The organism is Streptomyces sp. NPDC090077, assembly GCF_044747545.1.
GTDB lineage: Bacteria > Actinomycetota > Actinomycetes > Streptomycetales > Streptomycetaceae > Streptomyces.
In genome coordinates, this window is the sequence record NZ_JBIVEG010000003.1 from 298,092 (window position 1) to 312,208 (window position 14,117).

At 69.6% G+C, this 14,117-nt stretch carries 16 protein-coding genes; 2 read left to right on the plus strand and 14 right to left on the minus strand.

The features are described from left to right. Positions 1–3 precede the first annotated feature (3 nt). The 3 genes from ACIPW5_RS08225 to ACIPW5_RS08235 form a co-directional block, all read right to left on the minus strand. Positions 4–1,371, minus strand: a complete 1,368-nt coding sequence (locus tag ACIPW5_RS08225; protein WP_401241993.1) for a cytochrome P450 — start codon at positions 1,369–1,371, stop codon at positions 4–6. Positions 1,372–1,473: 102 nt separating this feature from the next. Continuing rightward, positions 1,474–1,905, minus strand: a complete 432-nt coding sequence (locus ACIPW5_RS08230; protein ID WP_401241996.1) for a hypothetical protein — start codon at positions 1,903–1,905, stop codon at positions 1,474–1,476. Between the two features lie 75 nt (positions 1,906–1,980). Continuing rightward, the gene (locus ACIPW5_RS08235; protein WP_401241998.1) at positions 1,981–2,691 is read right to left on the minus strand and encodes a hypothetical protein; all 711 of its coding nucleotides are present in this window, start codon (positions 2,689–2,691) and stop codon (positions 1,981–1,983) included. 217 nt (positions 2,692–2,908) lie between these two features. Here ACIPW5_RS08235 and ACIPW5_RS08240 point away from each other — a divergent pair, with 217 nt between their 5' ends. After that, positions 2,909–3,103, plus strand: coding sequence for a hypothetical protein (locus ACIPW5_RS08240; RefSeq protein ID WP_401242000.1), 195 nt, complete (start codon positions 2,909–2,911; stop codon positions 3,101–3,103). Between the two features lie 54 nt (positions 3,104–3,157). Here the strand turns inward: ACIPW5_RS08240 and ACIPW5_RS08245 are convergent, their stop codons facing one another. From ACIPW5_RS08245 to ACIPW5_RS08295, 11 genes are all read right to left on the minus strand, one after another. Then, positions 3,158–3,451, minus strand: coding sequence for a DUF6087 family protein (locus ACIPW5_RS08245; protein ID WP_401242003.1), 294 nt, complete (start codon positions 3,449–3,451; stop codon positions 3,158–3,160). A gap of 31 nt (positions 3,452–3,482) precedes the next feature. Next, on the minus strand, positions 3,483–3,923 hold the full coding sequence (locus tag ACIPW5_RS08250; protein WP_401242005.1) for a hypothetical protein: 441 nt from the start codon (positions 3,921–3,923) through the stop codon (positions 3,483–3,485). A 152-nt stretch (positions 3,924–4,075) separates the two neighbouring features. Beyond that, the gene (locus ACIPW5_RS08255; RefSeq protein ID WP_401242007.1) at positions 4,076–4,606 is read right to left on the minus strand and encodes a pentapeptide repeat-containing protein; all 531 of its coding nucleotides are present in this window, start codon (positions 4,604–4,606) and stop codon (positions 4,076–4,078) included. Between the two features lie 16 nt (positions 4,607–4,622). Beyond that, positions 4,623–5,081 (minus strand): GNAT family N-acetyltransferase, encoded by a 459-nt coding sequence (locus ACIPW5_RS08260; RefSeq protein ID WP_401242010.1) that lies wholly within the window; start codon positions 5,079–5,081, stop codon positions 4,623–4,625. Further along, entirely contained in the window at positions 5,075–5,956 is an 882-nt protein-coding gene (locus ACIPW5_RS08265) for a hypothetical protein (RefSeq protein ID WP_401242013.1), read from the minus strand. Before ACIPW5_RS08265 ends, ACIPW5_RS08260 begins: the two co-directional genes overlap by 7 nt. After that, the gene (locus ACIPW5_RS08270; RefSeq protein ID WP_401242015.1) at positions 5,872–6,570 is read right to left on the minus strand and encodes a DUF6875 domain-containing protein; all 699 of its coding nucleotides are present in this window, start codon (positions 6,568–6,570) and stop codon (positions 5,872–5,874) included. Before ACIPW5_RS08270 ends, ACIPW5_RS08265 begins: the two co-directional genes overlap by 85 nt. Then, positions 6,567–6,962 carry a hypothetical protein gene (locus ACIPW5_RS08275; RefSeq protein ID WP_401242018.1) on the minus strand — a complete coding sequence of 132 codons (396 nt, stop codon included), beginning with the start codon at positions 6,960–6,962 and terminating at the stop codon, positions 6,567–6,569. Before ACIPW5_RS08275 ends, ACIPW5_RS08270 begins: the two co-directional genes overlap by 4 nt. A 477-nt stretch (positions 6,963–7,439) precedes the next feature. Further along, the gene (locus ACIPW5_RS08280) at positions 7,440–8,288 is read right to left on the minus strand and encodes a helix-turn-helix domain-containing protein (RefSeq protein WP_401242021.1); all 849 of its coding nucleotides are present in this window, start codon (positions 8,286–8,288) and stop codon (positions 7,440–7,442) included. Positions 8,289–8,306: 18 nt separating this feature from the next. Continuing rightward, on the minus strand, positions 8,307–8,831 hold the full coding sequence (locus ACIPW5_RS08285; RefSeq protein WP_401242024.1) for a DUF6879 family protein: 525 nt from the start codon (positions 8,829–8,831) through the stop codon (positions 8,307–8,309). Continuing rightward, positions 8,785–9,066: a hypothetical protein gene (locus ACIPW5_RS08290; protein WP_401242027.1), complete on the minus strand. Its 282-nt coding sequence runs from the start codon at positions 9,064–9,066 to the stop codon at positions 8,785–8,787. The genes ACIPW5_RS08285 and ACIPW5_RS08290 overlap by 47 nt, the downstream gene beginning before the upstream one ends. 289 nt (positions 9,067–9,355) lie before the next feature. After that, the gene (locus tag ACIPW5_RS08295; RefSeq protein ID WP_401242029.1) at positions 9,356–10,885 is read right to left on the minus strand and encodes a helix-turn-helix domain-containing protein; all 1,530 of its coding nucleotides are present in this window, start codon (positions 10,883–10,885) and stop codon (positions 9,356–9,358) included. A 511-nt stretch (positions 10,886–11,396) separates the two neighbouring features. Between ACIPW5_RS08295 and acnA the strand changes: the two genes are divergently transcribed. After that, on the plus strand, positions 11,397–14,111 hold the full coding sequence (gene acnA / locus ACIPW5_RS08300) for an aconitate hydratase AcnA (RefSeq protein WP_401242031.1): 2,715 nt from the start codon (positions 11,397–11,399) through the stop codon (positions 14,109–14,111). The last annotated feature ends 6 nt before the right edge of the window (positions 14,112–14,117 follow it).

Genomic DNA, 14,117 nt, shown 5'->3' on the forward strand with positions numbered 1-14,117 from the left:
ACGCTAACCCTCCAGGCGGCGGATCCGGCAGCGCGCCGGGCCCTCCGCCCGCAGGGTGATCCCGGCACTCACCGGCACCTCCAGGTCCACGGCCTCGAACTCGTAAGCCCGCAGCAGCATCGCCAACGCGATCACGGACTCCAGCATCGAGAAGTGCTGCCCGATGCAGGCGCGCGGGCCGCCGCCGAAGGGGAACCACGCGTAGCGGTGCCGGCCGGCCTCGGCCTCCGGCGTGAACCGGTCGGGGTGGAAGCGCTCCGGGTCCTCCCAGTACCGGGGGTGGCGGTGCGTGACCCAGGGGGCCACGATCACGTCGGCGCCCGCCGGTACGGTGTGGCCCCCGATCTCGGTGGCGGCGACGGCCTTGCGCCCGATCACCGGGGCCGCGGGGTACAGCCGCATCGCCTCCTTGAGCACCCGGGTGAGGTACGGGAGGCGCTCCAGGTCACCGGCCCCGGGCACCCGCCCGCCCAGCACGCTCCGCACCTCCTCGCGGGCCCGGGCCTGTTCCGCGGGGTGGCGGCCGAGCAGGTGCAGGGCGAAGGCCAGCGAGGTGGCGGTCGTCTCGTGCCCGGCGAGCAGGAACACCAGCACCTGGTCGCGCAGTTCGGCGGGGTCGAAGGCGGCGCCGTCCTCGCCCCGCGCACCGGCGAGCAGCGTCAGCAGGTCCTCGCCCTCCGCCTGCCCGGGGGAGGCCCCGAGCCGCTGGGCGATGATCGTGTCGCAGACGGCGTACAGCTCGTCCAGGGCCCCGGCGGCCCGCCGGTTGCCGGGGGTCGGCCAGCTGCGCGGAAGGTTGGCGGGGGAGTAGCCGCGGCGCAGCACGTAATCCGTGATGACCGGAAAGCACCGGTCGACCACACCCGCGGTGGCGTCGACGTCGGCACCGAACAGGATCCGGGACACCGCGCGCAGGGCCAGGTGCGTCATCTCGGCGCAGACGTCGACGATCCCGTCCCGGGCCTCCTCCCACGCGGCGAGGGTGTCCCCGGTCTCGGCGGCGACGGCCCCGGCGTAGCCGTCCACCCGCTTGCGGGTGAACAGCGGCTGGACCAGCCGGCGCTGGCGCAGGTAGTCGGCGTCCTGGCTGGTCAGCAGGCCGTTGCCGAAGGAGTCGCGGACCTCCTGGTAGAAGGCGTTGTCCTTGCGGAAGTTCGCCGCCCCGGAGGCCAGCACCTGCTGGGCCCCCTCCGCGGAGAACACGCAGTACAGCTCGGCCCGCAGCCCGGGCGGACCGGCGCTGATCCGCACGACGTCCCCGTGCCGCTGCCGGGCCCGCGCGTAGGTCCCGAGGGAGTCCGCCTTCAGCTCGAAGAGCGACCCGAACAACGGAACCCCCTCCAGCCCCGGAACCGCCGTCACGTCGGCCATGCGCCCGTTCCCCCGCCTCTGGACACCGTCGGACGAGGGCGATTCTGCCTGCCGACCCCACCCGGATCGACCCCTGCCAGGCCATCCGGCCGAATATCGCCGTCAGCTTCGCCGGGGCTCCACCATCACGGCCCTTCCCACGCGCTTGCCCTGCGCGTCGAAGACACCGATCCGGACCGCGTCCGCGGCGCGCTGGGGCCACTGCGCGTACGCCTCCCCGATCGCCCGGGCCTGCAGGTCGGCTTCGTCCTTCTCCGGGGTCAGATCGGTGTGGACGTAGGCGTACGCGGCTTCCCCCTCCACGACGCGCTGCACCGCCTTCACGTGGCTCACGACGGCCCAGTCCGGGTTGCTCGCGGAGCCCGCCCAGGACTTGAAGGCCTCGCCGTCCCTGGCCTCGTCCTGGAGGTAGAACCCGTGGGGCTGGGGCGTGAGGCGGTCGGGCAGGGAGAGGTCTCCCTTGGGTTGCTCCTCCAGCGAGCATCCGGTCAGGGCAAGGAGGGATGCGGTCAGCAGCAGACGGCGTGTGATCAAGGCGGGCTCCTCGGGCGCAGCGACGGGAGAGCCCCCACACCGTAGTCAGTGCGGGGGCTCGGGAGACAGCGGGGTCTACATGGTCAGTTCGTCGGCCTTGTCGCCCCAGTTCCCGCCGTACGGGTATCCGTAGCTGTGCAGGTTTCCGAGGCATCCGCCGAGTGCGGTGATGATGGACGGGTCCGGCATCCCGGTGCGCCAGTCGTAGAGCGACATGCCGCCGATCTCGTCGTTGTTGCAGGTGGACGACGCCTGGTCGCGGAAGGAGTAGTCGCCCAGGTTCTTCGAGCCGTCGCTGTAGAAGGTGAGCTGGCGGCCGTAGTACCAGATGTCGGCCCAGATGCGGGTGGCACCGAACGGGGCGTAGGCGGTGCCGTCACCGTCGACCGCGACGGCCAGAGAGCCGGACTTGTTCGGTGCGCCCTTCTTCACCGTCAGGTCGGATCTGCCTTCCGGCGCCTCGGGGATCGCGTGCTTGGTCCCCTTCTTGGCCTTCTTGTAGGAACTGGTGGCAGCCTTTTCCTCGTCTTCGGTGTCGAAGCACTTGACGGTGAGGTCGGGGAATTCGGCGCAGTTCTTGGCGGTGCCCCAGCCGTCCTTGGTCAGGTTGATCTTCTTGCCCTTGTACGTGGCGAAGACGTCACCGCTCTTGTTGGTACCGGCCCGGTCCGCCTGCTCCTTGGCCTGTTCTGCGGCGGGGTCGACGGTGTCGGCATGGGCGACCTGGGCTCCGGTGAGCACGAGCAGCGCGACGGCGAAGGGCATGGCGAGCTTTCGGGTCTTCAACACGTCTCCTCGAATTCTGGTCGAGTGGGATGAACTCGCCACGTTACTAAGCGAGTTCGGGGTCGCCAAGGAGATTCCACAGGCTGGACGGGAGCGGAATTGGACCCACCAGTACAGGGATGGAAAGACCGAAGCCCCGCCACCCTCTGTTAGGGGTGACGGGGCCTTGGGCCGTGCGTTCGGGTGACCGGCGAGGCGTCGGGAGGAGCATCACCGAATGAACGACGTCAGCACCGACATGTGCCCGATACCGAACCAGAACGGCACCGTGTGCGACAGCCACGTCGTGTGGGAGGTGACCCCCGCCGAGGGGGCCGTGTACGTGTCCTGCGGGCACCACATCACCGCCCCGCTGTACCGCGACAAGGAAAAGGGGCTGACGGCCTTCTTCGCGCGGCCGGTGAACAGCTGACGGACACGACACTGCCCCGCTCTCCGGTGCTGCTGGAGGGCGGGGCGGTGTCGCTCAGGTTCGGCGGTGCCGACCGGTGCCTGGGGCCATGGGGCTGCCCGGATGTACGGGTCGCGACGGAGGAGCCGGTGGAGGCGGGTTGAGCAGCCGCAGAGCGGCGGTGTAGTTCTCGACGGTGGAGAGCGGCTGCCAGGCGTAGCCGTCCCATTCGAGGATCAGCCGCGGGGCGTCCGGGTCGACGTGCGCAGCGCGCTGCTGGCCGGAGCCGAGGGTTACGACTTTCTTCTCTCCCACCGGTCGTAGCCTCTTCTCACGGCGGGCCGCCCAGTGCTCCAAGGGCTCGTCCATGCTCCTGCCTCCGTCCAGAGAGGGCAGCACCTTACAGGCCCCGGGTAAGTGGTGCGGCGGACTGGACGATCGAGGGCAGCGCGCCCGAGGGCCAGTGGCCGAGCCAGAACGCGGCGGCCGAGGGGTCGTCTTCGCCCTCGGTCGAGCCGTCGTGCAGCAGGTACTCGGTGGGGGCCAGGTAGCCCTGCCCGAGGTACACGGCGTCCGGGTCGCCGAGTGGCAGAGCCATGTCTTCGAGCGCGGCGCCCTCCTCGAACGGCAGCCGGACGATTTCCACCAGCGTGCTGTCGCGGGGTCTGCGGGGCGCGGTGACCGACTTGACGTCCACCTCGGTCATGGGCCGCCACTGCCCGGCGGCGATGACCGCGCCGGGCTCATAGGTGCTCTCGTCCTCGCGGGTGGTGCGGACGGCGGCGACCTCGCAGCGGGTGCGGAGTGCGGCCTGGTCGCCGTACGCGATGTGCAGGGGCATTGAGGGCTCCCGGTCAGTCGTCTTCCAGGGTGATGTCGAGGTCGGCCACGAGGGCTTCGGCGAGATCGGCCCGCTGGACGGAGTTGATGAGGATCTTCGAGAGGTTGGCGACGCCGCGGATTCCGGAGAGGTCGTTCCCGCGCAGGTCCGTGTTACCGGCCGGCTCCGAACTCGGTGAGGCGCAGCGTGCACTCGGAGAACACGACGTCGGCCAGGTCGCAGTCGGTGAACGTGGCCTCGGTGAAGGCGCAGCCGGTGAAGGCGACTGGGCCGGTGGCGCGGACCTTCTCGAAGGTGGCGTAGTCGAACTTGCAGTTCTCGAAGAGGACGTCATCGAGCACCAGGCCGTCCAGGGCGGCGCCCATCAGCTTGCAGTCGCGGATGTGGACGCGGGTCAGCTTGCTCTCGGTCCAGCGGGCTGCGCCGAGGTCGCTTCCGGTGATCTCCACGCGGTGCAGGTTGAGGGCCTCGAACTCGGCCCGCTTGGTGTGCACGCCGGTGATGCGGCCGGTGACGAGCCGGGCGTCCGAGAGGTCGAGCGAGCGCAGGTCCGCGTCCCCGTAGGTGAACTCCTGGACGGTGCCGCGGGGGCTGTCGAGGGTGTCGACGTGGGAGAGGTAGAGGCCGTGATCGTCCAGTTCGGGCAGGGTGATGGTGGCGTGGCCGAAGGTGCGTGTGGACATGTGGTACTCCTCGCGGTCAGGACAAATCGCGGTGGTACTCGATCATGTCGTTCTGTGCCCCGATCCCGGTGAACCCAGCTTTGGCCAGCACGCGGCCGGAGGCGGGGTTACCGGGGTGGTGCTTCGCGCCGAGCGAGGCGAAGCCCGCCGCCGCCGCGAAGTCGGCCAGCAGGAGCACGGCAGCTGTGGCGTATCCGAGCCCCCAGACGTCTTCCCTCAGGATGTAGCTCACTCTCCCGTGCCCCTGGGGGCGGCGGCCGAGCTTGACGACGCCGACCAGGTCGCCGACCACGTCCACGCCAAGGATGTACTGCTGGGCCGGTTCGGAGGCCGCCCACTCCGCGACCTGAAGGACATACTGCTCTGCCTCCGGCAGGGTCATCTCCGAGCGCCCGAGGTAGGTCACGGCGGCTCCGCTGTAGATGCAGCGGACGGCAGAGGCGTCGTTGGCTGCGAGGCTGCGCAGGGTCAGCATGAGGCGAGGGCCTCGGCGGAGGGGCGGCTGGCCGGGTCGGGGTGGAGGCAGGCGGCGATGAGGCCCTCGAACTCGGGGAAGGCCCAGGGGCGTACGCCGCTGAGCGGGATGGTGACGCCCTTGGCGATGGCGCGCAACTTGTCCTCTCGCGGGGTGTCGTCCTCGTAGGCGACGGGCCGGTGACCCGTCCAGCACCAGAACAGGGACGCGCCCAGCCCCCACGCGTCGGCGGCCGGCGTGGCGGTGATGTGGATGTCGTCGCCGGTGGTGAGGAGGGCGTGGGCGATCTCGGGTGCGGTGGTGTGGGTGATCGCTCCCCGGTAGGGCACGCGCGGGGTGTGGTCGGGGTGGCAGGCCAGGGCGTAGTCGATGAGTTCGGCGGGGCCGTCGTTGGTGATCAGCGTGTTGGTGGGCTGGACGTCGGCGTGGGCCCATCCGGTGGCGTGCATCCGGGCCAGACGCTCAGCCCAGGTGCGGGCGATGCCCAGGATCCGCGGGCGGACCGACGGACGGTCTCCCTCAGGGCCACGGGCAAGAGCAAACGCCCGCCACACGGGGGCGCCGTCGACCCAGCGAACGGCCAGCCACCGGCCGCCCTCCCAGGCTCCCGCGCCGATCCGGTATCCGGGTGTCAGGGCGCCCGCGTCAGTGAGGCGGCGAAGGTGGTCGTCTTCCTGGGCCATCTCGGCGGCTTTGTCGCGGACGGTGTCAGCATCGGGATTGTTGGCCTTGAGGGCGACCGCTCCGTCGGGCCCGGTGACCTTCCAGGCGCGGGAGCCGCGGCGGTCGCTCAGGAGCTTCGTGGTGCGGGGAGTGCCGAGGCTGGCGGCGAGGTGGTGGAGGGCTTCGCCGGGGGGAGGAAGCGCTTCGTCCATGTGCGGATCTCCGTCCAGTCGTGAGGGAGGTGCTCGAAGACGTCGCGGCCGTCGTCGTCGGCCACGGCGAGCGCGGCGGCCAGGTCTGGGGTCGCGTGGAGGAACTGGGGGTCGCGCCGTCGTACGCCGGCCCGCACGGGGAGGAACGAGACGGGGGAGGCAGGGATGCGTTCGCCGGTCCTACTGAACTCCTCCTCGCTCGCGTAGAACTTACCGATCATGATCCCGACAGGGCCGTAGAGGTTCTTCAACGCCCAGTGCGGCCACGCCATCAGGCTTCGGTGCGTGGCCCCTGGGACGGCGCCCAGGAGGACGATGTTCTCGCAGACGAGGGAGCCGTGTGGGCGCCGGGTGAGAGGGCGTATCCACTCGGCCGCCGTGGCACCGGCGAAGAACAGCTCGGCTTCCACCGCGCTCGCGTCGCCCTCGGCCCGGTACACGGTCCACGTGGTCAGCCCCCGATCGATAGAGGGGGCCAGGTAGGGGCAGAAGGCCGTCATCCGCTGCACGTACGCGTCGATGGCGACGCTCGTCGGCCGGGTGGTGCTGGCCTCAACGAGGCGCAGCGCCCCAGCGGTGGGCCGGGGCGCTGCCGTTGTGCGGGTGGTGGTCACGCGAGGTCGGTCTCCGGGGCGAGGTCGTCGCCGTCGCCACCGGCGGGGCCGCAGTCCCACTCGGCCACCACGCGGCCAGTCTCGCGGTAGCGGGCCAGGCCCTCCTCGTCCACGTTGCCTTCGGCGTCGGTGAACCAGATCTCGGGCAGCGGCCCGTACGCCTCCTCGTAGGCGGCGACCCAGGCGATCGGGCCGAAGCCGTTGTTCTCGACGTGCCGGATGGGCTGGCCGGCGGTCTCCTCGCAGAGGGCCGCGTACTCGGGGGTGCCGAGCATCTCGTGCCAGGCGGCATCGATGGCGCCGGAGAACATCTCGGGTGCGGTGTCGCCGTCCTTGAAGCGCTGGCCGGTGATGGTGAGGAACCGGCCCAGCTCGATCGTTGCGGTGCTCATGGTGGTGCTCCTCTCGATCGTGTTCGGGGGTGGGCGCCGGAGCCTCTGCGGTGGCCCCGGCGCCCTATCCGTCCGTGCCGACTGCCTGGGAAGGTACGGACGGAAGTGCGTGGGTGTCAGCCCCGTTCGAGGCTGGAAGGGTCCTTCAGGACCCATTCTTTGTCCGCACGGCGCACCAACTTCTCCCAGCCGCCGGCCGCGCGGACGTGCAGGGCCCGGCTCGGCGACCCGGGGGCGGGGTCCTGTATGGCGAGGGTGCGCCCGCTGGTTCCGGGCTTGCGGCGCGGCAGGGAGGGGCCATGGCCTTGCTCCTCTCCGACGGGGGACGCAGCGGACCGTAGGACGGCGCGAGGATGGGGCATGCGGCCCGCTGCCGGGGGAGCACTTCCCGGAGCCGGTGGAGCGGTCCGGGGTGCAAGAACACCGTATGAAGGGCCGCTGGTTGGCCTCAACGAAGTTGCGGCGAATTGCGGAATCTCACCCAAGAGCGTTGATCGCGGTACCGATCAGGGCGCGCGCGTGATCGCCGAAGACAGCCAGGTCCCGCAGCATGTTGAACCCCTTGAGGTAGTCAGCGATCTCGCCGGGCTGACTGACGTCGATCTCGGCGGTGAGCGTCTCGACCACGACCAAGCGGTCGTCGTATGCGTAGTACGCCTCCAGAGGCCACATGGTGCGCCGGGCGGTGAAGGGGATGACGCCCAGCGAAAGCGAGGCAAGCGGCATCACGTTGAGCAGGTGCCGCAGTTGGGCCGCCATGGTCTCGCCGTCACCCTGGATGTACCGCAGAACGCACTCCTCGATGAGGACGACAAAGCGGTGGCCGCCCTCGTACAGGTAGCGGGAGCGGGCGACACGGGCCGCGACGGCTTCGCTGACGTCGTTGGGGGTGCCCTGGAAGTCGGTGATGGACTGCATCAGGGCGGTGGCGTACGCGGGGGTCTGGAGGAAGCCGGGTACGACGTTGGACACGTAGACGCGGCACACCTGTGCCTGGGCGTGCCGGACGTTGAAGTCCTCCTGCGTGCGCCGCATTCCGTCGCGGTGCCGTCGTCGCCATTCGACATACATCGAGTCGACCGCGCGGGCGGTGGCGATGAGGTCGGCCGCCTGGTCCTCGGCGTCGCAGGCGGAGCACCAGGCCCTGATGTCCGTGTCCGAGGGCGCGGCCTCGCCCTTCTGGATGCGGGTGGTCTTCGCGGGGTGCCAGCCGCAGCGGGAGGAGAGTTCCTTGCCGCTGAGGCCGGCGTCCCGGCGCAGGTGCGTCAGCCGCACAGCGAGGGCTTCGCGTGCGGCTTGGGCACTGGAGGAAGGTGATGCGGGCATAAGGCGGTGGGTGGGCGGTCAGACGGCGTACAGGTCGTGGGGGGTGGCGCGCTCCCACACCGTCTCGAACGCGTCGGAGACCATCTTGACCACGGCGGGCTCCTCGGTGAACTCATGACCGGCCCAGTCACCGTCACCGGTCCACCAGTGGAACATCACCAACCGGCGGTCGATCAGCCACAAGTCGTTGCCGGGCAGCGCGATGTCCGACGCCTTCCGGCGGGGTAGCCACCGCACCAGTTCTCCGGCGCCGATGTTCATCGGGGTGACCGCGTGTTCCCACTTGATGTAGTCGGTGACCGGTTCCGAAACGATCCGGGCCCGCCGCATGACCACGCCGCGGCCGACGGTGTCACGGACGATGCCGAGCCACTCCGGCCACCACCGGGCGGTGGGGTCGAGGTCGACGTGGCCGGTGCGCTTGAACTCCGCGAACTCCTCGGCTTCGTCGCCGACTCCGTAGCTGTCGCGCATCTCCAGGTGGACCGCGCTGTGCTCAGCCTTCCTCATCAGCGCGGCGAAGTCCGGAGCGTTCTGCGACATCACATGCCTCCCTCAAGATCGGAATGAACCGGAACGGCACACGTACCGGGGTTTCGCCCTTGGGGATGCCGACGGTGTGTCCGGCGACCCACTCCGTTGACGCGACCTCGGCAGTACGGGCGGGGTCGAGGTCCCACCCCTGGATCACGATTTCCTGTTGCTCCTCGTCGACCCAGACGGTTGGCGACCCACCGCCGCCGGTGTTGGGGTCTATCCCGACGAACCGTAGCGCCATGACGATCTCCCCTGTCCGGCCAGTTGCGGGTACTTGCGGATGACGCTGGTCGACCGCGTCGTGACGGTCAAGGTCGCGGGCGAGGATCGGCCCGATCCGGTGCTTCGGAAACAGAGAAGCCCCCGCGGGCCGGCGGTGTGCCGGGGCGGGGGCTGTCTGCTGTGGTCAGGTGTGCCTCTTCACAGACGGGTACACCTCGTGGAGAGGTGTCGGAAGGTGTTTCCGCAGGTCAGTGGCCATTGTTGACGGGTGTCCACAACACCTGTTTGGTCACGTTATGCCCGACTGCCTAGATGTCCCGGAAGATCTCGATCTGGGCGCCGACCGAGTTGAGGCGTTCGGCGAGTTCCTCGTAGCCGCGGTTGATGACGTAGACGTTGCGCAGGACCGAGGTGCCCTCGGCCGCCATCATGGCGAGGAGGACGACCACCGCCGGGCGGAGGGCCGGGGGGCACATCATTTCGGCCGCGCGCCAGCGGGTGGGGCCCTCGACCAGGACGCGGTGGGGGTCCAGGAGCTGGAGGCGGCCGCCGAGGCGGTTGAGGTCGGTCAGGTAGATGGCCCGGTTGTCGTACACCCAGTCGTGGATCAGGGTCTTGCCCTGGGCGACGGCGGCGATGGCGGCGAAGAACGGGACGTTGTCGATGTTCAGCCCGGGGAAGGGCATCGGGTGGATCTTGTCGATCGGGGCTTCGAGCTTGGACGGGCGGACCGTGAGGTCGACCAGGCGGGTGCGGCCGTTGTCGGCGGTGTACTCCGGCGAGCGGTCGTGGTCGAGGCCCATCTCCTCCAGGACCGCGAGCTCGATCTCCATGAACTCGACCGGGACGCGGCGGATGGTGAGCTCGGACTCCGTCACCACGGCGGCGGCCAGGAGGCTCATCGCCTCGACCGGGTCCTCGGAGGGGGAGTAGTCCACGTCGACGTCGATGACGGGCACGCCGTGGACGGTCAGCGTGGTGGTGCCGATGCCCTCGACCTTGACGCCCAGCGCCTCCAGGAAGAAGCAGAGGTCCTGGACCATGTAGTTGGAGGAGGCGTTGCGGATGACGGTCACGCCGTCGTGGCGGGCCGCGGCCAGCAGGGCGTTCTCGGTGACCGTGTCCCCGCGCTCGGTCAGTACGATCGGGCGGTCGGGGGAGACCCCCGCCTCGACCTTCGCGTGGTAGATGCCCTCGGTCGCGGTGATGGCCAGGCCGAAGCGGCGCAGGGCGATCATGTGCGGCTCGATGGTGCGGGTGCCGAGGTCGCAGCCGCCGGCGTACGGCAGGCGGAACTGGTCGAGGCGGTGCAGCAGCGGGCCCAGGAACATGATGATGCTGCGGGTGCGGACGGCCGCCTCCGCGTCGATGGCGTCCATGTCGAGCTGGGCCGGCGGGACGATCTCCAGGTCCACGCCGTCGTTGATCCAGCGGGTGCGCACGCCGATGGAGTTCAGGACCTCCAGGAGCCGGTAGACCTCCTCGATGCGGGCCACCCGGCGCAGGACCGTGCGGCCCTTGTTGAGCAGGGAGGCGCAGAGCAGCGCCACGCACGCGTTCTTGCTCGTCTTGACGTCGATGGAGCCGGACAGGCGGCGGCCGCCGACGACGCGGAGGTGCATCGGGCCGGCGTAGCCCAGGGAGACGATTTCGCTGTCGAGCGCTTCACCGATTCGGGCGATCATCTCAAGGCTGATGTTCTGGTTGCCGCGCTCGATGCGGTTCACGGCGCTCTGGCTGGTGCCGAGGGCGTCGGCGAGCTGACTCTGCGTCCAGCCCCGGTGCTGCCGGGCGTCACGGATGAGCTTGCCGATGCGTGCGAGGTAGTCGTCTGCCATGGGTGCACCGTATCTCAGATATGAGATGTGGATCGCCCGGGGTGTGGCGGACGGGTGTTATCGGTCCGTCAGATTCCCCGTACGGCCCAACAGGGCTTGCGCTGCAGGCGAGTCCTGCCCGCGCGGACTCGGCGGACTCGCGCAGATATCGGCGTCGACTCCCCATTGTCCGGGTGTGGGGATCTTTCGGGGATACATTGCGACTCATCCCTTTTCGGCGTGGCGCCGGGCCGACCCCGAATGCGCCCGCCACCCCCCTCCGGCCGGCGTCCGGGCATGCCTGAGCGGCCGCCCGGTGGGCGGCTCCGGCGGGCCGCGAGGTGCGCGCCTCGTCCCCGGACCCCGACATGTACTAGAGTTATCTCGACATCGAGATAACTGCCGAAGGCGTACCGCAGCCGCCCCCGCTGGTAAGGGTTACCTAACTTAGCCTTACCTTAGCGGATTGGCCAGAGGGCGTGGCGGCAGGATTGCGGTTATACGCGCGAGATCATGCATGAAGGAGACTGTCGTGTCGGCGAACAGCTTCGACGCCCGCAGCACGCTGCAGGTGGGCGACGAGTCGTACGAGATCTTCCGGCTGGACAAGGTTGAGGGCGCCGCCCGCCTTCCCTACAGCCTGAAGGTCCTGCTGGAGAACCTGCTCCGCACCGAGGACGGCGCGAACATCACCGCCGACCACATCCGGGCGCTCGGCGGCTGGGACTCCCAGGCGCAGCCCAGCCAGGAGATCCAGTTCACGCCCGCCCGCGTGATCATGCAGGACTTCACCGGCGTCCCCTGCGTCGTGGACCTCGCCACCATGCGCGAGGCCGTGAAGGAGCTCGGCGGCGACCCGGCGAAGATCAACCCGCTCTCGCCCGCCGAGATGGTCATCGACCACTCGGTCATCGCCGACAAGTTCGGCACGAAGGACGCCTTCGCGCAGAACGTCGAGCTCGAGTACGGCCGCAACAAGGAGCGCTACCAGTTCCTGCGCTGGGGCCAGACCGCCTTCGACGACTTCAAGGTCGTCCCCCCGGGCACCGGCATCGTCCACCAGGTCAACATCGAGCACCTGGCCCGCACGGTCATGGTCCGCAACGGCCAGGCGTACCCCGACACCCTCGTCGGCACCGACTCGCACACCACCATGGTCAACGGCCTCGGCGTGCTGGGCTGGGGCGTCGGCGGCATCGAGGCCGAGGCCGCGATGCTCGGCCAGCCGGTCTCCATGCTGATCCCGCGCGTCGTGGGCTTCAAGCTCACCGGCGAGCTGCCCACCGGCACCACCGCCACCGACCTGGTGCTCACCATCACCGAGATGCTGCGCAAGCACGGCGTCGTCGGCAAGTTCGTCGAGTTCTACGGTGAGGGCGTCGCCGCCACCTCCCTCGCGAACCGCGCCACCATCGGCAACATGTCGCCGGAGTTCGGCTCCACCGCCGCGATCTTCCCGATCGACGGCGAGACCCTGAAGTACCTCAAGCTCACCGGCCGCTCCGAGCAGCAGGTCGCGCTCGTCGAGGCGTACGCCAAGGAGCAGGGCCTGTGGCTGGACCCGGCCGCCGAGCCGGACTTCTCCGAGAAGCTGGAGCTCGACCTCTCCACGGTCGTCCCCTCCATCGCCGGCCCGAAGCGCCCGCAGGACCGCATCGTCCTGGCCAACGCCGCCCAGCAGTTCGCGGTGGACGTCCTGAACTACGTGGACGACGCCGACGAGGCGGGCAAGGAGTCCTTCCCGGCCTCCGACGCCCCGGCCGCCACCAACGGCGTGCCGACCCGCCCGACCCAGGTCACCCTGGCCGACGGCACCTCCTTCGAGATCGACCACGGCGCCGTCACCGTCGCCGCGATCACCTCCTGCACCAACACCTCGAACCCCTACGTCATGGTCGCCGCGGCGCTCGTGGCCAAGAAGGCGGTCGAGAAGGGCCTGACCCGCAAGCCGTGGGTCAAGACCACCCTGGCCCCGGGCTCGAAGGTCGTCACCGACTACTTCGACAAGGCCGGCCTGACCCCGTACCTCGACAAGATGGGCTTCAACCTCGTCGGGTACGGCTGCACCACCTGCATCGGCAACTCCGGTCCGCTGGACGAGGAGATCTCGAAGGCGATCAACGAGCACGACCTCGCGGTCACCTCGGTCCTCTCGGGCAACCGCAACTTCGAGGGCCGCATCAACCCCGACGTCAAGATGAACTACCTGGCCTCCCCGCCGCTGGTCGTCGCGTACGCCATCGCGGGCTCCATGAAGGTGGACATCACGACGGAGGCCATCGGCACCGACGCCGAGGGCAACCCGGTCTTCCTCAAGGACATCTGGCCCTCCGAGGCCGAGGTCAACGACGTCGTGGCGAACGCCATCGGCGAGGACATGTTCTCGAAGTCCTACGAGGACGTCTTCGCGGGCGACGCCCAGTGGCAGGCGCTGTCGATCCCGACCGGCAACACCTTCGAGTGGGACCCGCAGTCCACCTACGTCCGCAAGCCCCCCTACTTCGAGGGCATGACGATGGAGACCACCCCGGTCTCCGACATCGCCGGCGCCCGCGTGCTGGCGAAGCTGGGCGACTCGGTCACCACCGACCACATCTCCCCGGCCGGTGCGATCAAGGCCGACACCCCGGCCGGCAAGTACCTCACGGAGCACGGCGTCGAGCGCCGCGACTTCAACTCGTACGGTTCCCGCCGCGGCAACCACGAGGTCATGATCCGCGGTACGTTCGCCAACATCCGCCTGCGCAACCAGATCGCGCCGGGCACCGAGGGCGGCTTCACCCGCGACTTCACCGTCGAGGGCGCGCCGGTCTCCTTCATCTACGACGCCTCCCAGAACTACCAGGCCGCCGGCATCCCGCTGGTGATCCTGGCGGGCAAGGAGTACGGCTCCGGCTCCTCCCGCGACTGGGCGGCCAAGGGCACCGCGCTGCTCGGCGTCAAGGCCGTCATCGCCGAGTCCTACGAGCGCATCCACCGCTCGAACCTGATCGGCATGGGCGTCCTGCCCCTGCAGTTCCCCGAGGGCGTCACCGCGGCCTCCCTGGGCCTCACCGGCGAGGAGACCTTCTCCTTCACCGGTGTGGAGGAGCTGAACGACGGCACCACCCCGCGCACGGTCAAGGTCACCACCGACTCCGGTGTCTCCTTCGACGCGGTCGTCCGCATCGACACGCCGGGTGAGGCCGACTACTACCGCAACGGCGGCATCATGCAGTACGTCCTGCGGAACCTCATCCGCGGCTAAGGGCGC